General features: G+C 63.9%; 21 protein-coding genes. 9 read left to right on the top strand and 12 right to left on the bottom strand.

Translation table 11 applies throughout. The annotated features are described in order from the left end of the window. Nucleotides 1-5: 5 nt before the first annotated feature. Together NKH06_RS16165 and NKH06_RS16160 are read right to left on the bottom strand one after the other, a co-directional pair. Complete coding sequence (locus tag NKH06_RS16165; protein WP_127267974.1) at nt 6-467, bottom strand: PTS sugar transporter subunit IIA; 462 nt, start codon at nt 465-467, stop codon at nt 6-8. Nucleotides 468-540: 73 nt separating this feature from the next. Beyond that, nucleotides 541-1,947 (bottom strand): PTS galactitol transporter subunit IIC, encoded by a 1,407-nt coding sequence (locus NKH06_RS16160; RefSeq protein WP_128302666.1) that lies wholly within the window; start codon nt 1,945-1,947, stop codon nt 541-543. A 339-nt stretch (nt 1,948-2,286) separates the two neighbouring features. On the opposite strand from NKH06_RS16160, the gene NKH06_RS16155 reads away from it, so the two are divergent. After that, the gene (locus NKH06_RS16155; RefSeq protein WP_352461267.1) at nt 2,287-3,603 is read left to right on the top strand and encodes an NAD(P)H-dependent oxidoreductase; all 1,317 of its coding nucleotides are present in this window, start codon (nt 2,287-2,289) and stop codon (nt 3,601-3,603) included. Between the two features lie 3 nt (nt 3,604-3,606). Here the strand turns inward: NKH06_RS16155 and proC are convergent, their stop codons facing one another. From proC to NKH06_RS16140, 3 genes are read right to left on the bottom strand one after another with little or no spacing between them, the layout of a single operon-like run. Further along, on the bottom strand, nt 3,607-4,422 hold the full coding sequence (proC, locus tag NKH06_RS16150) for a pyrroline-5-carboxylate reductase (RefSeq protein WP_023809199.1): 816 nt from the start codon (nt 4,420-4,422) through the stop codon (nt 3,607-3,609). Nucleotides 4,423-4,481: 59 nt separating this feature from the next. Beyond that, nucleotides 4,482-5,816, bottom strand: coding sequence for an O-antigen ligase family protein (locus tag NKH06_RS16145; RefSeq protein WP_352893420.1), 1,335 nt, complete (start codon nt 5,814-5,816; stop codon nt 4,482-4,484). After that, nucleotides 5,785-6,783 carry a glycosyltransferase family 2 protein gene (locus NKH06_RS16140; protein ID WP_023809197.1) on the bottom strand — a complete coding sequence of 333 codons (999 nt, stop codon included), beginning with the start codon at nt 6,781-6,783 and terminating at the stop codon, nt 5,785-5,787. Before NKH06_RS16140 ends, NKH06_RS16145 begins: the two co-directional genes overlap by 32 nt. A gap of 172 nt (nt 6,784-6,955) precedes the next feature. Between NKH06_RS16140 and NKH06_RS16135 the strand changes: the two genes are divergently transcribed. The 3 genes from NKH06_RS16135 to NKH06_RS16125 are packed head-to-tail and all read left to right on the top strand — an operon-like array spanning nt 6,956 to nt 9,845. Beyond that, nucleotides 6,956-8,128: a glycosyltransferase family 4 protein gene (locus NKH06_RS16135; protein ID WP_352722960.1), complete on the top strand. Its 1,173-nt coding sequence runs from the start codon at nt 6,956-6,958 to the stop codon at nt 8,126-8,128. Next, nucleotides 8,125-8,919, top strand: a complete 795-nt coding sequence (locus tag NKH06_RS16130) for a WecB/TagA/CpsF family glycosyltransferase (RefSeq protein WP_023809196.1) — start codon at nt 8,125-8,127, stop codon at nt 8,917-8,919. The genes NKH06_RS16135 and NKH06_RS16130 overlap by 4 nt, the downstream gene beginning before the upstream one ends. After that, nucleotides 8,916-9,845 (top strand): DUF6492 family protein, encoded by a 930-nt coding sequence (locus tag NKH06_RS16125; protein ID WP_023809195.1) that lies wholly within the window; start codon nt 8,916-8,918, stop codon nt 9,843-9,845. Before NKH06_RS16130 ends, NKH06_RS16125 begins: the two co-directional genes overlap by 4 nt. 2 nt (nt 9,846-9,847) lie before the next feature. On the opposite strand, the gene NKH06_RS16120 is transcribed toward NKH06_RS16125, so the two are convergent. Beyond that, nucleotides 9,848-11,143, bottom strand: a complete 1,296-nt coding sequence (locus tag NKH06_RS16120; RefSeq protein ID WP_352893419.1) for a lipopolysaccharide biosynthesis protein — start codon at nt 11,141-11,143, stop codon at nt 9,848-9,850. A 198-nt stretch (nt 11,144-11,341) separates the two neighbouring features. Here NKH06_RS16120 and NKH06_RS16115 point away from each other — a divergent pair, with 198 nt between their 5' ends. From NKH06_RS16115 to NKH06_RS16100, 4 genes are all read left to right on the top strand, one after another. Beyond that, nucleotides 11,342-13,888 (top strand): GumC family protein, encoded by a 2,547-nt coding sequence (locus NKH06_RS16115; protein WP_023809193.1) that lies wholly within the window; start codon nt 11,342-11,344, stop codon nt 13,886-13,888. Nucleotides 13,889-14,068: 180 nt separating this feature from the next. After that, nucleotides 14,069-14,968, top strand: a complete 900-nt coding sequence (gene folD / locus NKH06_RS16110) for a bifunctional methylenetetrahydrofolate dehydrogenase/methenyltetrahydrofolate cyclohydrolase FolD (protein WP_023809192.1) — start codon at nt 14,069-14,071, stop codon at nt 14,966-14,968. A 20-nt stretch (nt 14,969-14,988) separates the two neighbouring features. Further along, on the top strand, nt 14,989-15,987 hold the full coding sequence (locus tag NKH06_RS16105; RefSeq protein WP_032908654.1) for a GlxA family transcriptional regulator: 999 nt from the start codon (nt 14,989-14,991) through the stop codon (nt 15,985-15,987). A 381-nt stretch (nt 15,988-16,368) separates the two neighbouring features. Next, nucleotides 16,369-18,021: a vWA domain-containing protein gene (locus NKH06_RS16100; RefSeq protein ID WP_023809190.1), complete on the top strand. Its 1,653-nt coding sequence runs from the start codon at nt 16,369-16,371 to the stop codon at nt 18,019-18,021. Nucleotides 18,022-18,089: 68 nt separating this feature from the next. On the opposite strand, the gene edd is transcribed toward NKH06_RS16100, so the two are convergent. The 3 genes from edd to zwf all read right to left on the bottom strand — a co-directional run bounded on the left by edd (nt 18,090) and on the right by zwf (nt 22,154). Beyond that, nucleotides 18,090-19,913 (bottom strand): phosphogluconate dehydratase, encoded by a 1,824-nt coding sequence (gene edd, locus NKH06_RS16095; RefSeq protein WP_352553680.1) that lies wholly within the window; start codon nt 19,911-19,913, stop codon nt 18,090-18,092. A 73-nt stretch (nt 19,914-19,986) separates the two neighbouring features. After that, nucleotides 19,987-20,703, bottom strand: coding sequence for a 6-phosphogluconolactonase (pgl, locus tag NKH06_RS16090; RefSeq protein WP_023809188.1), 717 nt, complete (start codon nt 20,701-20,703; stop codon nt 19,987-19,989). Continuing rightward, entirely contained in the window at nt 20,685-22,154 is a 1,470-nt protein-coding gene (zwf, locus tag NKH06_RS16085) for a glucose-6-phosphate dehydrogenase (RefSeq protein ID WP_023809187.1), read from the bottom strand. The genes pgl and zwf overlap by 19 nt, the downstream gene beginning before the upstream one ends. 312 nt (nt 22,155-22,466) lie before the next feature. On the opposite strand from zwf, the gene NKH06_RS16080 reads away from it, so the two are divergent. Beyond that, nucleotides 22,467-23,213 carry an SDR family oxidoreductase gene (locus tag NKH06_RS16080; protein ID WP_352441046.1) on the top strand — a complete coding sequence of 249 codons (747 nt, stop codon included), beginning with the start codon at nt 22,467-22,469 and terminating at the stop codon, nt 23,211-23,213. A 91-nt stretch (nt 23,214-23,304) separates the two neighbouring features. Here NKH06_RS16080 and NKH06_RS16075 read toward each other — a convergent pair whose 3' ends face one another. The 3 genes from NKH06_RS16075 to NKH06_RS16065 all read right to left on the bottom strand — a co-directional run bounded on the left by NKH06_RS16075 (nt 23,305) and on the right by NKH06_RS16065 (nt 26,090). Next, entirely contained in the window at nt 23,305-24,132 is an 828-nt protein-coding gene (locus NKH06_RS16075) for an SH3 domain-containing protein (RefSeq protein WP_352866431.1), read from the bottom strand. Nucleotides 24,133-24,394: 262 nt separating this feature from the next. Next, entirely contained in the window at nt 24,395-25,681 is a 1,287-nt protein-coding gene (locus tag NKH06_RS16070; RefSeq protein WP_352441043.1) for an NAD(P)/FAD-dependent oxidoreductase, read from the bottom strand. A gap of 40 nt (nt 25,682-25,721) precedes the next feature. After that, nucleotides 25,722-26,090 (bottom strand): four helix bundle protein, encoded by a 369-nt coding sequence (locus NKH06_RS16065; protein WP_352440791.1) that lies wholly within the window; start codon nt 26,088-26,090, stop codon nt 25,722-25,724. Between the last annotated feature and the right edge of the window lie 68 nt (nt 26,091-26,158).

Genomic DNA, 26,158 nt, shown 5'->3' with positions numbered 1-26,158 from the left:
TTGTTTCAGCCGAGTACGGCTCGCACGTCTTCGAGGGTTCTGGCCGACCTCAAATCATCCAAGGCTTGCGGGTTCTGGATGGTGGCCATGACGGCCTGCAGCGCCTCAATCTGCTTGTCCTTGTCGTTGATGGCAAGCAGGAAGACGAAGCCGACCGGCAGCATCTCGTCGGGATCCTCCATGTTGGCGAAGGTGACTGGTTGCTTCAATGTGCCCATCGCGATGCCAGGCTTCAGCACATGCTCCGGATCGGTGTGCGGCACCGCGACATTGTCGGAGCGTTCCAGCGGCAGTCCGGTCGGGATGGTCAATTCGCGGCGCACGACCGCGTCGGCATAGCTGCTTTTGACATAGCCAAGTCTCTCCAGCCGGCCCGCCAGGATGCGGATGATCTCCTCATTGGTCGAGGCATCGGATCCGAGCACGATCGCGTCGGGGTCCAGAAGCTGCATGAGGCCGTCGGACATTCTTTGCTCCGTCGATGAAATCGTGCGCCCCGGAAAGGGCGCACGATCGGTTTAAAGGGTGGACGCTATCAGGTCAGGCCGTCTCTTCGGCCGGCTCGTCCTCGGCGCCCGCGGCCCGCTCCCAGCCGAGCGGATTGCGGCGGTAGAGGACAAACAATGCCGCGATGACCACCGCGATCACGATGATGCCGACAAGCCCCATCCCCTGGATCGCCTCGATGACCACGTAAGGCACCCACAGGAAGCCGTCGACCACCGAGGTGATCTGCAGCGCGTCCGCCGGCAACTTGAAGCCCGATGCGACAGCAGCGCTTGTGAACAGCGGCGCCAGCGCGTTGGCGACGTAGAAGCCGATGGCCAGCGTCACCGTGCCGATCACCACCATGCGGAACACGTTGCCTTTGACCAGCGGCGCGGTCATCGCGACGATGAAGGGGATGACCGCGAGGTCGGCGAACAGGATGACGCGGTTGCCCGGCAGTATGATGGACAGGATGATCGCGATCGGCACAAGGATCAGCGACGACGAGATCGCGGCCGGATGGCCGATCAGGATCGCCGAATCTAGACCAACGAGAAGCTCTCGGTCACCGGTGCGCTTGCGCACGAACGCCTGTGCGGCGTCGGAAACGGGGATCAGCCCCTCCATCAGGATCTTGACCATCCGCGGCAGCAGCAGCATCACCGCGGCCAGCGTCATGCCGGTGCCCAGAACCTTTGCCAGCACCACACTGAGATCACCCGCATTGTAGAAGGCGATCGCACCAAGCACGAGGCCGATGATCAGGCCCATCACGACAGGTTCGCCGAACACGCCGAACCTGCGCTCGATCGTGTCCGTGTTGATGTTGATGCGGTTGATCCCGGGAATGCGGTCCATGATCCAGTTGAGCACAATGGCGATCGGCAGAATCTGTGCCGAGGCGAGATGCGGCACCGAAATGCCGGGCACGCCGTAGAACTGCTGTACCGCGCGCGCGGACCAGTCGGCGAACAGCAGCGAGAGTGCTGCGACAAGTGCTGCGACCGCGATGCCATAGGCCAGATTGTCGGTTGCGGCGACCACCAGCGAGCCGACAAAGGCAAAGTGCCAGAAATTCCAGACGTCGACATTGAGCGTGCGCGTCATGCGTGTCAGCAACAGCACGATATTGACCAGGATGCCGACCGGAATGACCCAGAGGCCGACCGACGAGCCGAAGGCGATCGCGGCCGCGGAGGGCCAGCCGACATCGATGATGTCGCGATGAATGCCGGTGTTGGTGACGATGGCCTTGGCGACATCGCCAATCGACGTGAACATCAGGCCAAGCACCAGATTGATGCCGATGAAGGCGACGCCGATGGTGACGGCGGCGCGAAAAGCCTTGCTGACCTTGGCGCCCAGAGCCACGGCGATGATGAAAATGACAATTGGCAGCAGGATCGTCGGGCCAAGCGTATCGATGGCCCCTTTGAGGCCCGCGAGAACAGTATCCATTTTTCCTCCCCTGGAGCCGCGAGCCTTCGCTCGACGCCTCGCAATGATGCTCCATCCAGCCTTTGACGCCGTGGCGCAAAGACACTCCCCAATTTGCGCCAGAGGCGAATGCTTCCCGACTGTCGCGTCGGTGAACATTTGCCTTTGTTGACAAACGAATGTTTTATTGGGGTTGTTCGCTGCGATGTCAATTGGTTGCGCTTCGGCCAATCGAGCCCCGAAGGACGTCCCTTCCGAGACGATTTCGTGGAAATTGCCGGTCGCGACCGGGTTTCGTTGGCAAATAGAACCCGTTCCCTGCTATCCGATCCCAAATCACGAAGCTGTGGACATTCCTGCATGATCAACGTCGCCCTGACCGGCCTTGCCCGTGATCTCGCCAGGCGTGCCGCCGAAGGCCGCCCGGTGCGCATTGGTGTCATCGGCTCGGGCGAAATGGGCACCGATCTGGTCACGCAAGGCATGCTGATGCCAGGCATTTCGATCTGCGCCGTCTCGACGCGCCGCCCGCACACCGCGCGCGATGCCATCCGCATCGCCTATGGCGATGAAGCCATGGCGGTCGAAGCCGACACCGCGTCGAAAGTCACCGGCGCCATCGAGAGCGGCAAGATCGCCATCACCTCGAACGAGATGCTGGTCACCAATCCGCTGATCGACGTCGTCATCGACGCCACCGGCAAGCCGGGTGTCGCCGCCGACTTCGACCTCATGGCGATGGAGCACGGCAAGCATCTTGTGATGATGAACGTCGAGGCCGACGTCACCATCGGTTGCTATCTGAAGCAGCAGGCCGACCGGCTTGGCGTCGTCTATTCGGTGGGTGCGGGCGACGAGCCGTCGAGCTGCATGGAACTGATCGAGTTTGCGTCGGCACTCGGGCTGACCATCGTCTCGGCCGGCAAGGGCAAGAACAACCCGCTCAACCACGATGCCGTGCCGGACGACTATCGCGCCGAAGCGATCCGCCGCAACATGAACCCGCGCATGCTGGTCGAGTTCGTCGACGGCTCCAAGACCATGGTCGAGATGTGCGCCATCGCCAACGCCACCGGGCTGGTGCCCGATGTGCCCGGCATGCACGGCCCCAAGGCCGACCGCGACGACCTCGCCAAGGTGCTCATTCCGCGCGAGGATGGCGGTCTGCTGTTGAAGAAAGGCGTCGTCGACTACACGGTCGGCAAAGGCGTCGCGCCTGGCGTCTTCGTCATCGTCGAGGCGACGCATCCGCGCATCATCGAGCGCATGGACGATCTGCATATCGGCCACGGCCCCTATTACAGCCTGTTCCGGCCCTATCATCTGACGTCGCTGGAGGTGCCGCTGACCGCCGCCCGCATCGTGCTTTTCGGCAAGCCCGACATGGTGCCGTTGCCGAGGCCGGTGGCCGAAGTGTGCGCCGTCGCCAAGCGCGACCTTGCCGCCGCCGAGACCTTCGATGCGATCGGCGAGACCTGCTACCGTTCCTGGACCATGACCGTCGGCGAAGCCCGTGCCCAGCGCGCCGTGCCGGTCGGTCTGCTCGAGGGCGGCAGGGTGCTGAAACCGGTCAGGAAAGGCGAGTTGCTGACCGCCGACAATGCATCGCCCGACCAGACGACGAGGCTGTTCGCCTTGCGCCGGCTGCAGGACGAGATGCTGTACGGGGCAAGCTGAGGATTATTTCCCCAGCTCGACAGACCGCAACCGCGCCGCCTCCACCGCCTGCGTCAGCAGATTTGTCAGCCGGTCCTCGCCCATCAGCACCTCCAGCGCCGCGGCCGTCGTCCCTTTGGGGCTGGTCACCTGCTGGCGCAGCACGCCCGGCTCTTCGCTGCTTTCTGCGGCAAGCGAGGCAGCGCCGTAGACGGTCTGCATGGCGAGCAGCTTGGCGGTTTTGGCTGGCAGCCCGGCCTTCTCGGCGGCCACGGTCAGCGCCTCGATGAAATGGAAGATATAGGCCGGCCCCGATCCGGACACGGCGGTCACCGCATCCATCAAGCCCTCGTCGTCGATGGTGGCCACTTCGCCGCTCGCCGACAAAAGGTCGGCGACGAAACGCTTGGTATCGTCGGACACCAGTCTGTTGGAGAACACCACCATCATCCCCTTGCCGATCGCCGCGGGCGTGTTGGGCATGCAGCGCACGACCGGCGCGCGGTTGCCGAGGATTTCCTCGAAGGTGGCGGCAGGCGTGCCGGCGGCGATGCTGACGAAGGTGGTGCGGCCGTCGCCGAAGCGCTTGTAGGCGGCAATCACGTTGCGGATCACTTGCGGCTTCACCGCGATGACGACGAGATCGGGCACGGCATCGGCCGGTATGCCATCGGCATCGGCTGATGTCGCGCAGCCCAGCGCTGCCGCGCGATTGCGCAGATCGGCATTGGGCTCGACCACGAAGACCGCCGACGGCGCAAGCTTGCCGGATTTCAGCCAGCCCGAGAGCATGGCGTAGCCCATATTGCCGCAGCCGGCGAGAACAAGTCTGATCGTCATCGAAAGCCCTCCGAAGGAAGCCATCACATAGACGCTGGCGCTTCCCTGGGGAAGCCCTGTCAGGATCGCGAGCCACGATCGGGATCGCGTACCGCGATTGGCCGCAGCGACACTTGCCTGAGGCCAAGCACGCCGAGCACGAAGAACAGCCAGACCGGGTCGCCGCGATGGAAGAAGAAGCTTTCGAGGAAGGCGTTCAGCGCCGTGAACAGCACCACCATCATGAAGAAGTCGCCGAGAAAGATGTTTTCCCTGCGCAACGGAATGCGCATGTAGTCGCGCAGCGGCGCGATGAGGAAAGTGTAGACCGCCACGCACAGTGCCGGAATGCCCATCAGCACGGCGATGTCGAGATAGCCGTCATGGCCGTGCACGATGGTCCTGATGTCCCACGGCCGGTCGAAGGGCTGGTCCTGGTTGAGCAAGAGCGGCGTGCCCCAGAAGCTTTCATAGCCGTAGCCGGTCCATGGCTTCCTCGCCAGCATGCTGCCGGCGAACTCCCACAGCGTCGTGCGGCCGGTATAGGTCATGCCGGGGAAATAGATCGCCGCCAGATGTTTTACAGGCGGCAGGAAGACGATGCCCAGCGTGCCGACCGCTGTCGCGACGATCGCCAGCGCAAACAGGATCGGCGTGCCGAGCCGCATGCCTATCAGGCTCGGGAACATCACGATCAGGATCGAGAACGGCACCAGGCCGGCAGTCGTCTTGGAGCCGGTGTGCAGCATGAAGATCATCGCTGCGAGGAAGATCCCGGCGCCCCAGTAGCGCTGTCCGCGCCGGTAGAGATAGAGGCCTGCGAAGCTGAGGCAGGCCATGATCGGCCCGGCGATGTTCTTGTGGGTAAACACGCCGCGCCACAGGCCGGCATGCTCGGGCTCCTGCGAGTCGGCGGTGTGCATCGCCTCGTGCGGAAAGACGATGAGGGCGAGATAGGAAAGGCCCATGACCACGACGGCGGTGAAGATGATCACCTTCGAGAAGGCTTCGGCGTCGCGCGGCAGCACCAGGATCGTCGCCATCGTCAGGATGCCGATCAGGGTGAAGGAGGCGGCGCGCATCGCCGAAGGCGGATCGGTCGACAGGACCACCGACAGGAAAAAGAAGCCCAGCATCAGCACCCAGGATGGGCTGAGCAGCGAGCGCACGACGCGCGGATCGGCAAAGGCCATCAGCGAGAAGATCGACATGGCGCCGAGCGAGCCGAAGCCAAGCTGGTTGACGATGTCGCCGCCTTGACCGGTAAGTTCTGCGCCGCCCGGCTGGAACGGCCGGAAGGACACCATGATGACGGTGAACAGCAGCGCGGCAATGGCGGTGGCCACGCCTTCGCGCGTGAACGCGGCGCTGAGCGGCGCGTGCTCAGTTTTTCTCAGGCTGGCGGTATTGCTCATTGGCATATCCGAATTCGGCCAGCACGCGGCCCAGCGCCACATGGACGGGGTAGATGGCGATATCAGGCGATCCGGTCCGCGCCAGCCGGATCAGGCCGCGAAAGGGCGAAGCGGCAAGCAGTGCCAGGCTCTTCAGCAACACTTTGGCGCCGGCCATTGGCGTGCCGGCACGCTTCTTCTTTTCGACCAGTGTCGAGATCACGCCGTTGCGCAGGCTGCGGGCACGGATCCAGTCGGCTTCGATACGCCGCGCCGGAACGGTTTCCAGCACCTTGGCCTCGGCGCACCAACCCAGAACAAAGCCCTTTTGCGCCGACCGGCTGAGAAAGTCGGAATCGCCGCCGCCCATGAAGTTGAATCTGAGATCGAGAAAGGGCGGACCCATGGCGATCAGCACGTTGCGCCCGACCAGAAGATTGCCGGACGAATAGAGCGCCGGCACGCGTCCGGTTTCCCGATAAGGCGGCGCGAACACCGGATGCTCGGCCCATCGCGCATGGGCAGGGTCGGCAAACATGGGCACCTGCGGGCCGCCGACAATATCGGCGCCAAGCGTTTCGGCAGCCTGGCACATCCGTTCCAGCCATTGCGGATCGGCGATCTCGTCATCGTCGATGACCAGCAGATGCCTGAAGTTCGGGAATTGCAGGATGGCCGTCTGCCAGCCGGCATTGTAGGCGCTGCAATTGCCGCGCTCATGCGCGATGATCACCAGGCCCGACATTTCGCCCCGCTCGAACAGCGGCAGCGCTGCCTTGGCGCCGGCCCGCGCCTCGGCTTCGTTTTCCATGACGATCACGGCAAAGCGCCTGCCGGTTTGCTGCGCGCGCAGCGACGCCAGCGTTTCCAGCACCTGCTCGGGGCGCTTGAAGGTCGGCAAGGTGACGACGGCTTCGACGGCCTCGACGTCGAGCCGCGGCGTGCGTCCAGCGATCGATACCGAACCGTCCGATGGCAAAGGGATCATCCGCGTCCAGCCACATGGTGAGTTGGGCTCTGGTAGCACCACGGTTGATAAGGTTTCGTTAATCACCTTCCACGGAGAAGCCCGCCAGACAGGGACTTTCGGCCGTCGAATGTGCTGGCTTAATCAAGGGTTCACCGCACTTTGCTACCGGCTACACCACAGGATAGGTGAGATGCATCTGCTGTTCGCCACATCGATCGTGCCTGACGGCGCTCTCGCCTCGGGCTACGAGATCGCCAACGCTGCGATCATCGCTGCCTTGCGGCGCGCTGGCGCGCGCGTAACCGTCATCGGCTTCACCTGGCCGGGAAAACCCGCGGCCGACCCCGAAAACACCGTGGTTCTGGGTGCCATCGACGTGCGCACGGACAATGCCTCCGCGCGGCAAAAGCTGGCCTGGGTCGGCAAGGCGCTGCTTTCGGGCCTCACCTTCGCCTCGGCCAAGCTGCGCGCCGTGTCCGACAGCGATGTTCTCGCTGCCATTGAGCGCGCTGGACCGGTTGATGGCTATGTCCTGAATTCCGTGCAGTTCGCCGGTGCCTTCGAAAAACTGTTCACCGACCGGCCTTCGATCTTCGTTGCCCACAATGTCGAGCATCTTTCGGCGCGGGAGAATGCCGCTGCCGCTGGCAGCCTCTTCCAGCGCCTGCTGTTTCGCCGCGAGGCGAGGCTGCTCAAGATCGTCGAAGAGCGTCTCTGCCGCCGGGCGCGCTTCGTCTTCACCCTGGCCGAAGAAGACCGCGCCGCCCTCGGTGTCGCCTCGCACGACCGCTCGGCGGTGCTGCCACTGGTGACCGGTGCCCACGCGCCAACCCTGAAAGGCCCGCGCCGCATCGACTGCGACGCCGCCCTGATCGGCACCTGGACCTGGCAGCCGAACCGCATCGGCCTCGACTGGTTCCTGGGCAAAGTCGTGCCGCATCTGCGGCCCGACTTTCGCATCCGCATCGCCGGCCACATGCCTTCGGGCGTCACGTCGAAGCATCCGGGTGTTGAATTTGTCGGCCGCGTGCCCGACGCGCAGGCGTTCGTGCGCGGTGCTGCCGTCATTCCGCTGATCAGCACCGCAGGCAGCGGCGTCCAGTTGAAGACAATCGAAACCTTCGAGCTCGGCCTGCCTTCCGTCGCCACCAGCCGTTCGCTGCGCGGCATCGACCACCGTCCGTCCAATTGCGTCGTCACCGACGATCCCGCCGCCTTCGCCAGGGCACTCGAGGCCGCGGCGGCCGACATCCGCGACGTTGACGGCAGCGCGTTCCGGGGCTCGCAGGTCAAGGCGCTCGACGCCGCCATCCGGCTCGGCCTCGAAAAACTCGCTCCCGTCAGGCAGGAGGCGTTTGCGTGAACATGCATTCCGCCCGCGCCGCGTCCGGGCTCGACAAGCTGAAGACGATCCTTGGCATCCCGGTGGTTGCGGTCCGCTGGAACGATGCCATCGCCCTGCTGAACCGGTTGATTGCCGAGCGGCGCTTCACCAAGGTCAGTTTCCTCAACGCCCACAACGCCAACATCGCCTATACCGACCCGGTGTTCGCCGAGGCACTCGATGATTTCCTCATCCTGCCCGACGGCATCGGTATCGATCTGGCGGCGAGACTCCTCTACGGGGCGCCATTTCCCGACAATCTGAACGGTACCGATTTCGTCCCGGCCTTCCTGCAGGCCTCAACGACGCCGCTCACCGTCGGCCTGCTCGGCGCGACGCGCGTCAATGCCGAAGCGGCGTCGGTCAAGCTGGCCGCATTGGCGGTGCAGCACAGCTTCGTGGTGATCCATGACGGCTATTTCCCTGCTTCGCAGGAGCAGGAAATCGTCGACCGGATCGCCGCGCTTCGGCCCGACGTGCTGCTCGTCGCCATGGGCGTGCCACGCCAGGAATTGTGGATCGAACGCCACATCGACGCGCGCCATTGCACGCTGCCGATCGCCGTCGGCGCGTTGCTTGATTTCCTGAGCGGCGCGGTGCCCCGCGCGCCCTTGTGGATGCGCCGGCTGCGGCTCGAATGGCTGTTCCGGTTGGCTGTCGAACCGAGCCGCCTGTGGCGCCGCTATGTGGTCGGCAACCCCCTGTTCCTGCTGCGCGTCGTCAGGCAGAAATTCTCGCGGACACCCGAAGCAGCGAGGGATATCAAGTGAACAGCAGGTTCGTGCCAGGTGCCGCTGTCGAGCCAAGCCCGCTGCGGCAGACACCGACGGCGGCAATCGTGACGGCAAGCTACGCGCCCGACTTCGAGCGCTGCCGCCTGCTGTGCGAGACACTTGATCGCCACGTTTCGGGCGCGGCGCACCATTACATCCTGGTCGAACATCGCGACGTCAGTCTGTTTCGCCAATTGGAAACCGGCCGCCGCACGGTCGTCGACGAGCGTGAATTGCTGCCGCGCTGGCTGCACGCCGTCGACGATCCGCTCAGCCTGTTTCGCCGGCGCGTCTGGCTCAGCCTGAAGACCCAGCCGCTGCGCGGCTGGCATGTGCAGCAATTGCGCCGCATCGCCATCTCGGGGCATGCATCTCAAGACGTGCTCATCTTCTGCGATTCAGACGTCGCTTTCCTCAAACCTTTCGACTGCGGCGCCTTCTGGCGCGACGGCAAGGTGCGCCTGTTTCGCCGCGACGGTGTCCTGGCGGACGAAGGTCATGAGGAGCATCGCATCTGGTCGCGCAATGCGGGATCGGCACTCGGCATCGACCCGTCCCGGACGTCGATCCATGATTATATCTCGACGCTGATCGCGTGGCGGCGCGACAGCGTGCTGGCCATGTGCGGCGAGATCGAGAAGGTCCATGGCCGCGACTGGGTCGAGGTCGTCGGCTGGGCGCGCAAATTCTCCGAATGCATGATCTACGGCCGCTATGTCGATGATCTGCTGGACGGAGCCGGCCACTTCCACGGTTCCGAAGAGTTCTGCCGTGTGCACTGGACCGGCGAAGCGCTTTCGGATGACGAGTTCCGCCGCTTCGTTGCCGCCATGGCGCCGGAGCAGGTGGCGATCGGCATGCAGTCCTTCATCGGCACCGACATCGGCCGCATCCGCCGTCTGATCGGGCTAGACCGCTCTTAGTGCTAAATCGCCTTCGCCGGCTTGCGCATCGCCGAATAGGTGAGCAGCGTCGAGGCGAGATACAGAAGCAGGAAGACGACATTGAGCGATAGCACCAGATTCGGCGTGTCGAGGATGGTCGTCAGCACATAGGTCAGCAACAGTGCCTTCAGCGCGGCGAGCAGGCCGAGATTGAGCGCCCGTACCAGCGTCTGGCCGCGCGCGAACAAAAGTTCGGCCTGGTATTCGACAAGATTGCGCAGTCCCGGCACGCAGATCGCCAGCACCACCAGCGGGGCAGCCTCGGCGACATTCTTGCCGAGTGCGTTGGGGAAGAAGTGCAGCACGATGCCAAGCGTCAGCAGCGCTGCCGTGGAGACCGCGAACACACCGCCTTCGATGCCGCTCTTGACCGCCAGCCGTGACAACAGTTCCGGTGCGCGCATCATGCGCTGCACCAGCATCATCGAGAAGGTGCGGATCGGAATGGCCGTCAGGTCTACCAGCCGCATGATGATGGCGTAGATGCCAGCCAGACGCGGGCCGCCGATCGCCAGCACCAGCAGCTTGTCGAACTCCATCTGCAGGTAGAACAGCACTTCGGCGCCGGCCACATAGATGGAATCGGCCAATCGCCGAAGATACAGAGCGACCCGCAGCCGCAGCCTCTGGCGCGGGTAGAAGAAGCCGAAGGCAATCAGCAGCGAGGCGGCATTGGCGCCGATATAGAACCAAGACCATATCCAGACGCTGTGTTGTGCTGAGAACATGAACAGCACCGCGCCGAGCGCCCGCAGCGCGGTCGCCAGGATGGCCAGCAGCGCGGCGCGGCCGAATTTGCCCAGGCCGTTGTTGACGATCAGTGCTACCTCGACCGGCCGCCACAACAGCGCTTCGGCAAAGACGATTGCCGCAAACACCGACAGCGGCACGGTGTCGGCGAAGAAAAGCAGATAGACGCCGAACGAGGCCGCGGCCAGCAGCGGCAGCGACAGCACGCCGAGCAGCAGGAAGCCGGCGGAGAAGGTGCCGATCAGATTGGGGCGGATGGTGGCGGTGCGGTAGAGCGCCGAGATGAACCCGAAAGCGAGGATGCGCGACAGCATGACACCGGCCGCCGATGCGGTGGCGAACATGCCGAATTCGGAAATGGACAGCGTGTTGGCCAACGCGATGAAATAGGCCAGCGAAAACACCAGTCGCCCGCCGGCGCCGCTGATCGCCGAGAAATAGTCGCGAAGCAGCCCCCGTCGTTCGGCCAAAAAGCTGCCGATCCGGGCGAGGGGCCGCCTTTGCGGTATGTCACTGGCCTGCGTCATGTCTCGAGGAGAGCCTAGGCCGGAAAACTTAACGTGCCGTTCTGGAGCTTGGGCTTGTGTCGAAAATAGATGCAACCGAAGCGAGAAACCGACGCTTCGGCGCGGGAAAATTAACCTTTTGTTTTCCATGCCTGTTTAGCGTGGCTTAACGAATGGCCAATCGCCGTTTGCAGGTCGCCAAAGGTAAAGTTCCAGACGATGGTCGACAGGGAAAACCGCGAAGACTGGAAGCGCGAGCGCTCATTGCTGGCGCTTGGCCAGGCTGTGCGCGGCGACGAACCCGACGCGTCGCTGGTCTCGATAGGCGACCGGGCAGACCCGTCATGGCGCGAGGATGCCGCCACACGTCATCGCCTCGCCCGTTCGCAGCGCGAGGCGCGCAACCCGAAACTGTCGGATCCGGTCGCGACCGACGGGCATCAGGAGCGGGCTTCATCGCCGCACCGCGCGCAAACCACGCCACGGACACAAATTGGTGCCGCCGAAACCGCTGGCGCCCGTCGCGCCGATCGTGCATCGGACCCTTACGCTGCAGGCGACGCGTCGGTATCCCGAAACGACGGCATGGACAGCCAGCAGTGGAAGCCGCTGATCGACCCGATGCAGGTCGTGCGCGGTGTCGGCAAGTCGAAGCTGCTGATCGTGACGACGACGATACTGGGCGCCGCGCTCGGCATCACCATCGCGCTGTCGACGCCGAAGAAATACGAAGCCACCACCGAACTGATCGTCGACCCACGCGACCTGAAGCTCACCGATCGCGACCTCACCCAGTCGGTCGTGGCTTCCGATGCAACGCTGGCCATCGTCGAGAACCAGGTCCGGGTGCTGACATCAGGCACCGTTCTCAACAAGGTCGTGGACAAGCTCAATCTGGTCAATGATCCGGAATTCAATGGGCAAGACGGCGGCGGCCTCAGCGTCATGTCGCTCATCCGCTCCGTCCTGTCCCGCAATGACGGGCCGGGCGGTGTCGACGACGCCCGCCGCCGCGCGCTTGCTGTCGGCAATCTGGCCGAGAGCCTTTCGGTCGAGCGCGGCGGCAAGACCTTCGTCATCACCGTCAGTGCCACCACGCAGAATGGCGAGAAATCGGCCCTCATCGCCAACACGATGACGGATGTCTTTCTGCAGACTTTCGGCCAGATACAGTCGGACACCGCAGGCCGCGCCACCGACGAACTGACGGCCCGGCTTGACGAGTTGCGCAAGGGAGTCGAGGCCGCCGAGCGCAAGGTCGAAGATTTCAGGGCCACGCACGACCTTGTCGACGCGCAGGGCCATCTCATCAGCGATGACGAGATGCTGAAGCTCAACGAGCAACTGTCGATTGCCCGCGCCCGCACGCTGGAGCTGAATGCCCGGGCCGCTTCGGCGCGGTCGGTCGACGTCAATTCGGTCCTCACCGGCACCTTGCCGGAGGAGATCAACTCCAACACGATGAGCGATCTGCGTTCGCAATATGCGTCGCTCAAGCAGGAGGCTGACCGCGCCGCCATCCGGTTCGGCCCGCGTCATCCCGAACTCCAGGCGCTCAATGCCCAGATTGCCGGCGCACGCGACCGCATCGCCGCGGAGCTGCGCCGTATAGGCTCGTCGCTGCAGGTCGACCTCAAGCGCGCGGTCCAGCTCGAACAGGACCTTGCCTCTCGCCTGGCGCAGCTGAAGGTCCGCAGCGGCGACGTCAACAGCGACCTGGTGTCGATGCGCGAACTGGAGCGCGAGGCGACCGCCAAGCGTTCCGTCTACGAACAGTATCTGCTGCGCGCCAAGGAAACCGGCGAGCAGAAGGACATCAACACAGCCAACATCAACGTGATCTCGAAGGCCTTCGCGCCGCTCGAGGCAAACGGGCCGTCGCGGGTCGTGGTCGCGCTCGGCGGCCTGTTGCTGGGCTTTGCCTCCGGCATTGGCCTCGGAGCCATGCGTGGCGCCTATGAGAGCCTGCGTGACACCGCCAATTCGCGCTCGCGCCGCGACCATGGCACGGACGAACGCCGGACGCCTTACGAAGACAAGGCATATCGGGCAGCGCCGCCGGCGCCGCCACAAACACCAGCGCCGCAGCCATCGACACCCCCGCCTGCATCACCACCGCCGGCCGCGCCACCGCCTGTCCAGCAAGCCGAGGTCTCGCCGGCCGAAGGTCCCGGCCGGATCGGTGCCTTGCTGTCGAGACTGCATAAGTCCGTCTCCCGCAGGCCATCCCGGGAGGAGCCGTTCGATACCGTTGAATGGGCCTCTGCCGAAAACGCGAAACCAATGCAGGATCCGCAATACCGCGCTTATCCCCAGTCGGCGCCGGCCTTCGAGCCTCGGCAGGCGGCCGCGACAGCATACCCGGCGCCGCCTTTCCAGCCCGGCGGCCATCCGCAGCAGACGGCGCAGCCGCCACTGCCGCCTCCCATGGTGACGCAGCGGCCATATTCCGGGCCGCAGCTCTATCCCTACGCGCAGCCATTGGGCTACGCGCAGCCGCCGGGCTATCCCTATTTGCCATCGATGCCGGCCGCCAACGCCGGGCAGCAGCCCGATCCGGCTCAGCCTGCTTCCGAGTCCTATCCACAACCGCCCCTCCAGCAGCAACAGGCGCCTCAGCCTCATCAGCAATCGGCGGAGCCGTCGCGGGCCGCGGAGGATGCCGAGCAGCAAGCGCCAATCGAGGAAATCCGCGCCAGCCTGCGCGAATTCCGCGAAGCGGTTCGCGAACTGACCGAGAGCCGCGCGCGCCGCCGCTACTTCTGAGCCACAAAAATCTGCGCGGTGCCGTACAAAAACATGCCGGTTTCGCGTAAACGGCATGGGACGGCGCTTTGGCGGGATTGCATGATGGAATTTTCGTGAAAATGCCACGCGGTGAAAGATCGAAAAGCGCGGCGCTTCCGGAAGCGACGCGCTTGGGCATTCTGGTGTTGAGGGTGGTCCATGGCTGAAGTGATTGATGGCAAGAGCGTTGCCGGGGACGTTGTGGGGACGGTCAAGTCCCTGACGGCCGAGCTTGTCGCCAAGGGCAAGCCCAAGCCCGGTCTTGCCGTGGTCATCGTCGGCGAGGATCCCGCCAGCCAGGTCTATGTCGCGTCCAAGTCGCGCACCGCCAAGGAATGCGGCTTTCATTCCGTCCAGCACACGCTGCCGGCCGAAACCTCGGAACCGGCATTGCTGAAGATCATCGGCGACCTCAACGCCGATCCCGCCATCAACGGCATCCTCGTGCAGCTTCCGCTGCCTGCCCATATCGACGCCGGCAAGATCATCCAGACCATCGCGCCGGAAAAGGACGTCGACGGCTTCCACTTCATCAATGTCGGCAAGCTCGGCACCGGTGAACTCGAGACTGCCTTCGTGCCCTGTACACCGGCCGGCTCGATGCTTTTGATCGAACGTGTGCGCGGCAAGGATTTGTCCGGCCTCAATGCCGTCGTCGTCGGTCGCTCCAACATCGTCGGCAAGCCGATGGCCAATCTTCTGCTCGCCGCCAACTGCACCGTCACCATCGCTCACAGCCGTACCAAAGACCTGCCGGCACTTGCCCGCACCGCCGACATTCTGGTCGCGGCCGTCGGCCGGCCGGAGATGATCAGGGGCGATTGGGTGAAGCCAGGCGCTACCGTCATCGATGTCGGCATCAACCGCATTCCCGCACCCGAGAAGGGCGAGGGCAAGTCCCGCCTCGTCGGCGATGTCGCCTATGCCGAAGCGGCCAAGGCCGCCGGCGCCATCACGCCGGTGCCTGGCGGTGTCGGGCCTATGACCATTGCCATGCTGATGGCCAATACGTTAGCCTCGGCCTACCTTGCGGCCGGATTGAAACGGCCGTCCTTCTGACCCGCCAGAAAGCCGCAGCTTTGCCGAACCCCAGTGTTCCCTCAGAACGGCCGGTCATCGCGGACCCCGTTCAAGGTGGCCGGCAGTTCGCATTCCTGCTGGTCGACAAGTTCTCCATGTTCTCGCTGGCTGCCGCGATCGATACGTTCCGGTCGGCGAACCGGTTGCTCGGCCGTGACTTCTACGGCTGGACGACGGTGTCGGCCGATGGCGATCCGGTGATGGCTTCCAACGGCCTGCCGCTCAAGATCGACTATGCCGTTGCCGACCTGCCGCCGGTCGATATCCTGTTCGTCTCGGTTGGGCTGACGACGGAATTCCCCGGCAAGAGCAAGGTGCTGGCGGCTTTGCGAAGCTGGGGCCGGCGCGGCAATGCGCTGGGTGCCCTGTCGGTCGGCTCCTATCTGCTGGCCGAGGCCGGCCAGCTCGAAGGCTATCGCTGCACCATCCATTGGGAAAACCGTGCCGGCTTCGTCGAACGCTTCCCCGACATCAACTGCACCGGCAACGTCTTCGAGATCGATCGCAAGCGCTACACCTGTGCCGGCGGCACCACTTCGATCGACCTGATGCTGGAGATCGTGCGCGGCGATTTCGGCTCGAACCTCGCCAATGGCGTCGCCAACCAGTTCCAGCACGAACGCATCCGCTCGGCCGGCGACCGTCAGCGCGTCGGGCCGGAACGCGACCTGACCGGCAAGTCGGAGAAGCTTAGGCGTATCGTCGAACTGATGGCCGACCACCTCGACGAGCCGCTGTCGGCGGTACAGCTGGCCAAATCCGCCGGCCTTTCGGTGCGCCAGGTCGAGCGCCTGTTCCTGCGCCATCTCAGCGTCACGCCCGGCCGTTATTACATGCGGTTGCGGCTGGAGCGGGCGCGCGAACTGCTGCGCCAGACCAACATGCCGATCCTCGACGTGGCGATCGCGACCGGCTTCACCTCGCATTCCTACTTCGCCCAGAGCTACCGGCTGCAATTCGGCAGGCCGCCCTCGGAAGAGCGCCGCACGACTTACTGAGCGGGTTTCGTTTTCGTTGAAAAGTGCGGCATTCGGCCCCGGCGCATTGGGCCAGGGCCATGAATTCGGGTTAATGGGTTCTTTCGGAGCCTTCGCCGCGCGTAGGCTGACGGGTGCATCAAACGAAAAAACCCGCCTATTGCGGCGGGCCACCGGTGCAAATCAGCACCATAGCCAAATATGTACCTTAGCTGAGGGCATGGTGTCAAGAAAAAATTCCTATTACCGGGGAAAAAGGCTGCCGACACCGCCGAACTGGCTGTCGCCAGTATTTTTGTTAAGCTGGGTCCGCAGCCCTACGCACCGGGCGCCCGGACTTGTGTCCCGGCGCCGCGTCAAATAGCTTGCCGCCCGGATCAGGGGCGGATTTAGGAGATTTCGATGGCGGGACTTGCACGGGGCGTCGCTGCGGCGATCCTCCTTTTGTCGATGACGACGTTAGGCTTCGCCGCAAACAAGGTCATCATCATTCTCGATGCGTCCGGCTCGATGTGGGCGCAGATCGACGGCAAGCCCAAGCTCGAAATCGCCCGAGAGTCGCTTCGAACCGTGCTTCAATCGGTCCCCACCGACGACGAGATCGGCTTCATGGCCTATGGCCATCGTGAAAAGGGCAGCTGCGACGACATCCAGCTGATCGTGCCGCCGCAGGCAGGTTCGGGCAGCGCCATTTCGGCCGCCGCCGACAGCCTGAAATTCCTCGGCAAGACACCGCTGACCGCTGCCGTCAAGCAGGCGGCCGAGGCGTTGAAATACACCGAGGACAAGGCGACCGTCGTGCTCATCACCGACGGGCTCGAAACATGCGGCGGCGATCCCTGCGCGCTTGGCAAGGAGCTCGAGGCATCCGGCGTCGACTTCACCGCCGATGTCGTCGGTTTCGGCCTCACCGCCGACGAGGGCAAGCAGATCGCCTGCCTCGCCGACAACACCGGCGGCAAATACATCCAGGCCTCCGACGAGAAGGCGTTGCAGGAGGCGCTTGTCGAGACAGTGGCGGCGCCTGCTCCTGAACCGGCTCCGGCACCTGCGCCCGCGCCGGAGCCGGCCAAAGCGGAATTCAATTTCCTGCCGATAGCGGTGCTTGCCGAGGGCGGCGATCCCGTCACTGACGGCAACGCCTGGGAAATCTACAAGGCCAAACCCGACGGTACGCGCGGCGACTACGTCAGCACCGAATACGGTGCCTATAAGGCCAATCTGGAACCGGGCGACTATATCGTCGTGGCCAGTGACGGCCAGGCGAAAACCGAGCAGAAGGTCAAGATCGAGGCCGGCCAGGTCTACAAGCCGCTTTTCAACTTGAATGCCGGCACGCTCATCATCCACCCGCGACCGAGCGCGGGGGCGGATGTCGTCGATGGCGCGGCTGTCGTCATCGATTATCCGGGTGCAGACATGCCCGCGACCTTTTATGGGACGACGAAAGCCGTGTTGCCGGCCGGCGACCAGAAGGTGACTGTCACGATCGGGCAGGGCGCGGCTACCGAGACGATTCCGCTGGCTGCCGGCAAGACCGTGGAAAAGGACATGATTGCCGGTGTCGGCCATGTCGTTGCCAATGCTTACTATGCTGCCGGCGGCGACAAGGCGGACGGTTCAGGCATCGGCTTCAAGGTGCTCAAGGCAAAAAAGAAGATCGATGGAACCAGGGACGAGGTGACCTATGCCTACGGACCCGACAGCAAATTCGATCTGCCACCCGATGACTATGTGTTGATTGCGGCGGTTGATCTCGCCGTCGTCGAGCAGCCGTTCACTGTCAAGGTGGGCGAATTTCAGGATCTGAAGGTCGCAATGAATGCCGGCGTGCTGGCGATCACCGCGCCCGGAGCCTCGAAGATCGAGATTTTCGAGGCCAAGAAGGACATCAACGGCAACCGCAAGTCGCTTGGCTATGCATTCGACCAGAAGTATCAGGCAGCGATCCCGGCGGGTGACTATGCCGTCGTCTCGGAGAAATCCGATAACAGTTCCAAAGAAGGCAACGTGACGGTCAAGGCCGGCGAGCGAGCGGAGCTAACCGTGCACTAGAAGCGTATGCACAACCGCCAGAGGGCGGCCATGTGCCGCCCTTTTTCATGAACTACGCAGAATTGCCGTCATGTCGTGCCGAAGGCGCTGGCGCCATGATCGGCGCGGCCGACCAGTTGCCGGAAGCCGGCAAACAGCTCGCGGCCGAAGCCGAACTCGTTGCCGATGAGATCGGCATCCGCCGTCCGGCGCAAAGCGAACTCCCCGGCCGGCACCAGCACTTCCAGCGTTCCGGCTTCGGCGTCGAGCCGGATGATGTCGCCTTCATGGATCCTGGCGATAGGACCCTCCTCGACCGCTTCCGGTGTGACATGGATAGCCGCCGGCACCTTGCCGGAGGCTCCCGACATGCGCCCGTCGGTGACCAGCGCCACGCGCTGGCCACGATCCTGCAGGATGCCGAGCACCGTGGTCAGCTTGTGCAGTTCCGGCATGCCATTGGCCTTCGGCCCCTGGAAGCGGATGACGGCGATGAAATCGCCGGTCAGCGTGCCCGCCTTGAACGCATCGTTCAGCCCTTGCTGGCTGTCGAAGACCCTGGCCGGCGCCTCGATGATACGCCGCTCCGGCTTCACCGCGGAAGTCTTGATGACGGCGTGGCCGAGATTGCCTGATAGCACCTTCAGGCCGCCGGTCGCCTGGAATGCCTTGCTGAACGGCGCCAGCACCTTTTCGTCGCCGCTTGCCTTCGGCGAGGCCTCGCGCACCACGCCTCCGTCGGCGCCGAGCTTTGCCTCGACCGCATAGGGCCGCAGGCCTTCGCCCCACACCGTCTGCACATCCTCATGCAGGATGCCTTCGTCGAGCAGTTCGCGGATCAGGAAGCCGAGCCCGCCGGCGGCGTGGAAATGGTTCACGTCGGCGAGGCCGTTCGGATAGACCCGCGCCAGCAGCGGCACCGCTTCCGACAGGTCGGAAATATCCTGCCAGGTGATGGCTATGCCGGCCGCCGCCGCCATGGCGATCAGGTGGATGGTGTGATTGGTCGAGCCGCCGGTGGCGTGCAGGCCGACGACGCCGTTGACGATCGAGCGCTCGTCGATCATCCGGCCGACGGGCGTATAGGCGTTGCCGAGCGCGGTGATCGCCAGCGCCCGCTTCGTCGCCTCGCGGGTCAACGCCTCGCGCAGCGGCGTGCCGGGGTTGACGAAGGAAGCGCCCGGCGTGTGCAGGCCCATGATCTCCATCAGCATCTGGTTGGAATTCGCCGTGCCGTAGAAGGTGCAGGTGCCCGGCCCATGATAGGATTTGGACTCGGCCTCCAGCAGTTCGGCGCGTCCGGCCTTGCCCTCGGCGTAGAGCTGGCGGACCTTGGCCTTTTCGTCATTGGCCAGGCCGGTCGTCATCGGTCCGGCCGGAATGAACACCGCCGGCAGATGGCCGAAGGTCAGTGCTGCGATCACCAGGCCCGGCACGATCTTGTCGCAGACGCCGAGATAGACGGCAGCGTCGAACATGTTGTGCGACAGGCCGATCGCGGCGGCCATGGCGATGACATCGCGCGAAAACAGCGACAGCTCCATGCCGGGCTGGCCCTGGGTGACGCCGTCGCACATCGCCGGCACGCCGCCTGCCACCTGGGCAATGCCGCCGGCTTCGCGGGCCGCATCCTTGATCAGCGCGGGGAAGGTCTCGAACGGCTGATGCGCCGACAGCATGTCGTTGTAGGAGGTGATGATGCCGAGGTTCGGCACCTTGTCGGCGCCCAGCGCGAGCTTTTCCGAGGGGCTGCACACCGCAAAGCCATGGGCGAGGTTGCCGCACGACAAAACGGCCCGGTTGGCGGTGCGGTTCGATGCCTCGGCGATGCGGCCGAGATAACGCTCGCGGCCTGGCTTTGAGCGCTGGCGGATGCGTTCGGTGATGGCTTCGATGTCGCGTCTGGCGGTCATGGCGGTCGGTCCTTTCAGGCGAGGTCCCGGAAACATCCTCCCGCCGTTTGCCGGGACCAGAGTAAATCGAGATTCAGGGGGCCCAGAAAACCTCTACGGGCTTATGTGCTGCGTCGAGCACGGCACGGATTGGCTTTCGCGGCCCGGGCGCAACCGCGCCGTCGAAGGCGACACGCTTGTCCTCACCCTCTATGTGCAGCGCGATGAAGCCGGCTTCGACGATGCGCGCCAGCGACAGGGTCAGCCGCGGCTCGCCCGCACTTGCCGCATGAACCGGCAGCACGATCCTGTCGCAAGACGGGTCGAGCAGCGTTGCCAGATCGTCGGCATCGGGAAAGAACGAGGCGGTGTGGCCGTCCGGCCCCATGCCGAGCACGACGACATCGAGCGGCCATGGCAAGGACCGGAGCGCTGCATCGTCGGACGAGGCCGCATCCTCGATGCTGGTGGCTTCGTGATAGAGCGGCACGAAACGAGCCGCCTTGGCCGCGTTCTGCAACAGATTGGCGGCTACCAGCCCGGCATTGGAGCGTGGCGAAGAGGCCGGCACGAAACGCTCGTCGACCAGCGTCACGATCACCTTGTCCCAAGCGATGGGTATCGCCGAAAGGGCGGCGAAGAATTTTGCCGGCGTGGTGCCGCCGGAGACGGCGAGCAGCCCCGTGCCGCGCTCGGCGATCGCCTTGGTCAGTCTGCCTGCAACATGGCCGGCAAGGGCTGCCGCCAGTTCCTGGCGCTCAGCGAAGCCGTTCCAGCTATAGGCGGCGCTGTTCAATTGCTCTCGTGCCATGTCCGCCCGTCACGTTCGATCAGTGCTATCGAGGCCGATGGGCCCCAGGTGCCCGCCGTGTAGCCCTGCGCCTCCTGCCTGGCACTTTCCCAGGCATTCTGGATCGGGTCGATCCATTTCCACGCCGCCTCGACTTCGTCACGGCGCATGAACAGGGTCTGGTTGCCACGGATGACGTCCATGATCAGCCGCTCATAGGCGTCCGGCGCGCGGCCATCGAAGGACTGCGCAAAACTCATGTCGAGCGAGATCTGGCGCAACCGCATGCCGCCCGGACCCGGATCCTTGATCATGATGAACTGCTTGACGCCTTCGTCGGGCTGCAGCCGGATGACCAGCTGGTTGGCGAAGATCGGACCAGCGCTGTCGCCGAAGATCGAATGCGGGATCGGCTTGAATTCGATGACGATTTCCGAAACCCGGGTTGCCAGCCGCTTGCCGGTCCTGAGGTAGAACGGAACGCCCGCCCAGCGCCAGGTGCCGATCTCGGCCTTGATGGCGACGAAGGTCTCGGTATTGCTGTCGTGGGAAAGCTCCTCGACATAGCCCTTTACAGCTCCGCTGGCCGAGGCGCCTGCGCGGTACTGGCCGCGCACGGTGTGCTTTGGCGCCTCGTTGCCGTTGATGCGCTTCAGCGCCCGCAGCACCTTCAGCTTCTCGTCGCGCACGGCGTCGGCATCCATCGATGACGGCGCTTCCATGGCGACGAGACACAGCAGCTGCAGCATATGGTTCTGCACCATGTCGCGCAGCGCGCCGGCCTTGTCGTAATAGGTGACGCGGTCTTCCAGACCGACGGTCTCGGCCACTGTGATCTGGACATGGTCGATGTGGGCTGAATTCCACAACGGCTCGTAGAGCGCGTTGGCGAAGCGCAGCGCCATCAGGTTCTGCACCGTCTCCTTGCCTAGATAATGGTCGATGCGGAAGATCTGGCTTTCGTGGAAGTCGTCGCCGACCAGGTCGTTGAGCTTGCGTGCCGAATCGAGATCGCGGCCGATCGGCTTTTCCAGCACGATGCGCGAGTTCGGCGTGATCAGATTGTGCTCTTTCAGCTTGTGCGAGATGTCGCCGAACAGCGCCGGCGCCACCGCCAGGTAGAAGGCTCGGATGCGGTCGCTGTCTCCGATCGCCTTCTTAAGCTTGTCGAAGCCGGCGCCGCTCGTCGCATCGGCGGAGACGTAGGACAGCCGCGCCAGAAAAGTCTTCAGTTCCTTGGCGTCGATGTCGGCCGGTTTGACGTGCTCGGAGATCGCCTGTTTGGCGAAGGCCTGGAATTCTTCGTCGCTCATTTTCGAGCGCGACGTGCCGATGATGCGTGTCGGCTCCGAAAACTGATGGTCGCGCTGGCGATAATAGAGCGACGGCAGAAGCTTGCGTTCCGACAGATCGCCGGTGCCGCCGAAAATGATGAAGTCGAAAGGCTCGACGGGGATGATCTGGCTGGTCATGGTCTGTCCGCTTTGACGCCGGTCGCTGTGACGCGGCTGATATAATCTAATCGATTTAAATTTTCCAGTGCCATGGTGTCACATCTGGGTGTATGCGCCTGCCCCTTGACAGTCCGATGACCCGGAGGCTTGTCGAAGGCGCGGCTCCGGAAGCCTTCGCAGTTGCAGCATAGAGCGGGATCGACGCGAAAGCCAAAGGAGAAATCGGCGATGGACCCACATCTTTCGGCCAATCCGGTCAGAAGCCGTGGCTTGCGCGGATGAGCGCCAATGACGTGCCCGTTGATCGTCACCAATAGTGAGCGGAAAAAAATGCGTCTGGAAAACAAGGTTGCGATCATCACCGGCGCTGCGTCGGGCTTTGGCGAGGGCATTGCCAGGCGTTTTGCGCAGGAGGGCGCCAGGGTCGTTGTCGCCGATCTCAACGCCAGGGGCGCGGAGCGCGTCGCCGGCGAGATCGGAGAAGCGGCGATCTGGACCCAGACGGATGTCTCGCTACGCTCCGAATTCGACGAGATGATCTATGCCGCGAAAAGCGCCTTCGGCCGCATCGACATCATGGTCAACAATGCCGGCTACACCCATCGCAACGGCGACATGCTCAACGTCGACGAGGACACCTTCGACCTGATAACCGCCGTCAACATGAAGGCGATCTATCACGCGGCACTTGCCGTGGTGCCGATCATGGAGCGGCAGGGCGGCGGCGTCATCCTGACCACGGCCTCCACCGCGGGTCTGCGGCCGCGCCCCGGCCTCACCTGGTACAATGCGTCGAAAGGCTGGGCGATCACCGCCACCAAATCGATGGCGGTGGAACTGGCGCCGAAGAACATCCGCGTCAACTGCCTCTGCCCGGTTGCCGGCGAGACCGGCATGCTGGAGAAATTCATGGGCGCCGACACGCCCGAGATCCGCGAGAAGTTCCGCGCATCGATCCCACTCGGCCGGCTTTCGACGCCGCTCGACATCGCCAACGCCGCACTCTGGCTGGCCTCGGACGAGGCCGCCTTCATCACCGGCGTGGCGCTGGAGGTCGATGGCGGCCGCTGCATCTGAAAGCCTGATGTATGTCGCTCGAAAGCGGCCCCGGTTTGGGAGAACGACATGCATCAGAACAACAGGCCTGCCTCACGCAGAGCGGGGTACGTCACGCGCCAGTCTTGATGTAACTCTTGTAGATCCAGCCGGTCTTGCCGTTGTAGGTGATCTGGCACCATTTCTTGCAGCTCATCACCTGCACCGAGGTTTTGGCTGGCACCGTACCGATGGCGGCGGCATTTTTCTTCGGGCCGCTTCGCATGGTCACGGCCCTCAGGATGCGCCCTGTTCCGGCGGCTGCGGCTTTCCTGGGCTTCGCCTTGGCCTGGCTGTCATCGCCTTCCGCCGCTGGCACTTGCGGCTGCACCGCGGGGATGGCGGCGGTTTGTGCGCCGTCGGGGTGGTTGCCCGCGGCTGCGCTGGGCGCGGCTACCTTGGCAAGTTCGGTGGCGGCATCGGTATCGGCTGCCGGCTGTGCGAATGCCGCAGCTTGCTTGTCCGCTGCCTGGCTGGGAGCAGTCGAATCGGAAGTGGCGGCGTCCTTCGGCTGCGAACCGGTCCAGCGCGGATCGTTGGCGGCGAGTGCGGGGATGTTGGCTTGCGCGGCCGCCACGGTTGTCGGAATAGCGTCGGACTTGCGCGCCTGCGGCACGGCTGCCGCGGCGACCGCGGCCCCAACCGGGGTTATTTTCGTCGTCTTCACCGGAACCGTTGGAATGGTCTGCTCGGGGCTCGCTGCCGCTTGTCTGTCGCTGGCCGGCAATGCCAGCCACAGCGCCACGGCGGCGACGCCAAGCAGTGCGGCGGTGCCGATCGCGGCGATCACCAGATGCGAGTTCGAACGGATTTCCTGCCAGAAGGACGGCCGCATGTCGTATCCGAACTGCATGGCAAAGCGCCGACGTTCCGGCGTACCGAAACTGAAGGGCTCTCTCACTCTTGCCACCTCCATAAGCGGGCCGACGTTCTATCGGTCGGTGCCGGAAGTCCGGCGTCTGATCCGCATAGGTCAAAAAAACAACGCGGGCAGTCCCGCAACAATCCCCGAACAATCGCCCAGAACCGGCAGCTTTCGCCTGCGATTGTGGCATCAGTACGCCATTATAGGGGATTCTGCGCCTTTGCGGGAAATTGCGCAATGCGTCGCACGGGCAACAAATGTTACAATGAATATTACAATATTACACCAGGTCGGTCGGCTAGATCCTGTCCCGCAACGCAAACCAGTTGAGCGCCAGGAACAGCAGCGGCGTGCGGAAGCGCCGACCGCCGGGGAACGGCGGGATTTTCAGATCCTCGATCAGCTTCAGCCGGTCGCGGTTGCCGGCAACGGTTTCGGCATAGAGTTTACCGAAGTAGTTCGACAGCATGACGCCGTGGCCGGAATAGCCGCCGGCCGAGATCACATTGGGCATCACTTCGCGCACGAAAGGCTTTCTCGGCACCGTGATGCCGACATAGCCGCCCCAGCCATGCGTGATCTCGACATCCCCGAGCGCCGGATAGAGTTCCGCGATCTGGCGGCGGATGTGAATGTGGATATCCTTCGGATCGTTGACGCCATAGACCTCGCGTCCGCCAAACAGCAGCCGTCCGTCCTTCGATCTGCGGAAATAGCGCACGACGAAGCGGGAATCGTCGACCGCCTCGCCGCCCGGCAAAACGTTCGAGTCCGCTCCCAGAGGCACGGTCGCACCGATGAAGGAACCGATCGGCATGATGTGCGCCGCACTAACCGGCTCGAGCGCGCCGCCATAGGCGTTGACCGCTATCAGGCATTTCTGCGCCGTCACCGTCCCCCTCGGTGTCGAAACCTTGACCTTGCCGCCGCTGGAGATGATGCCGGTCGACGGCGTCCCCTCGAACAGCTGCGCGCCTGCAAGCGCTGCCACCCGCGCCGTGCCGATCACCAGCTTCATCGGATGGATGTGGCCGGTGCCGGTGTCGCGCGTGCCGCCGAAATAGGCGGTCGAGCCCAACCGCTCCGCCGTCTCCCTGGCATCCATGAACGAGATATGCGGGTAGGAAAAACGGCTCGCCATGATCTCGGCATGCGCCTTGTAGTCGTCGACATAGCGCGGCTTGTGCGCCACCGAGAGCTGGCCCGGCATATAGTCGATATCGATCTGGTTGGCGGCAGTGAATTCGAGGAGATGCGCCTTGGCCTCTTCGGCAAGATCAAACAGCGCCTTGGCGCGGGCCAAGCCATACTCGGCTTCCAGGTCCTCGGCCCAGACGCGCTGGCCGGTGCCGAGCTGCCCGCCATTGCGCCCGGAGGCGCCATCGCCGAAGCGGTAAGCGTCGATCAGCACGACATTGGTGCCTGCCTTGGCCAGATGCGCCGCCGCCGACAAACCGGTAAAGCCGCCGCCGACGATGACGACATCGCATGCCCGGTCGCCATCCAGCGCCGGGTATTCAGGTCTCGGACCGGCTGTGTCCTCATACCAGGACCGGCCGGGGGAGATCGGGGATTGGTAGGGCATGATGCTCGCAGGGAGTAGGGGAGTAGGGGAGTAGGGGAGGCTATCCGGTTGCAAGTCTACGGATGAGAAGTCGAAGAAGCTTTCCCACACTTTCGGTGTTCGCCAACAACGAGGCCGTCGTCGCTTTCGGCGCGATGCCGGTGCGTTCAGCAATCAGAAGCTGAGTTTCCAGTTCCTTCAATGATCCTTGGGCAATACGGAGAAACTGCAGATAAGAGCCTCGAATTTCTCTGCCATACCCCTCCGCTATGTTTGCCGGCACCGAGCTTGCAGCGCGTCGCGCTTGGCTGGTCAGTCCATAAAGTTCTTCCTTTGGCCAAGATTTCGTTGCGCCGTAAATAGCCACTACAAGGTCCATCGCCTGCTGCCAAACCAGCAAGTCCTTGTAGGAGCCTGTTTTTTCGGCCATTCGTTCCTACTCCCCTACTCCCCTACTCCCCTACTCCCCTACTCCCCTACTCCCCTACTCCCCTACTC

Origin of the sequence: Mesorhizobium sp. M1342, assembly GCF_040317955.1 — a bacterium.
In the GTDB taxonomy this organism is placed as follows: Bacteria; Pseudomonadota; Alphaproteobacteria; order Rhizobiales; family Rhizobiaceae; genus Mesorhizobium.
Note: the sequence above shows the minus strand (reverse complement) of the source record. Positions and strands in the feature narration are given on the sequence as shown.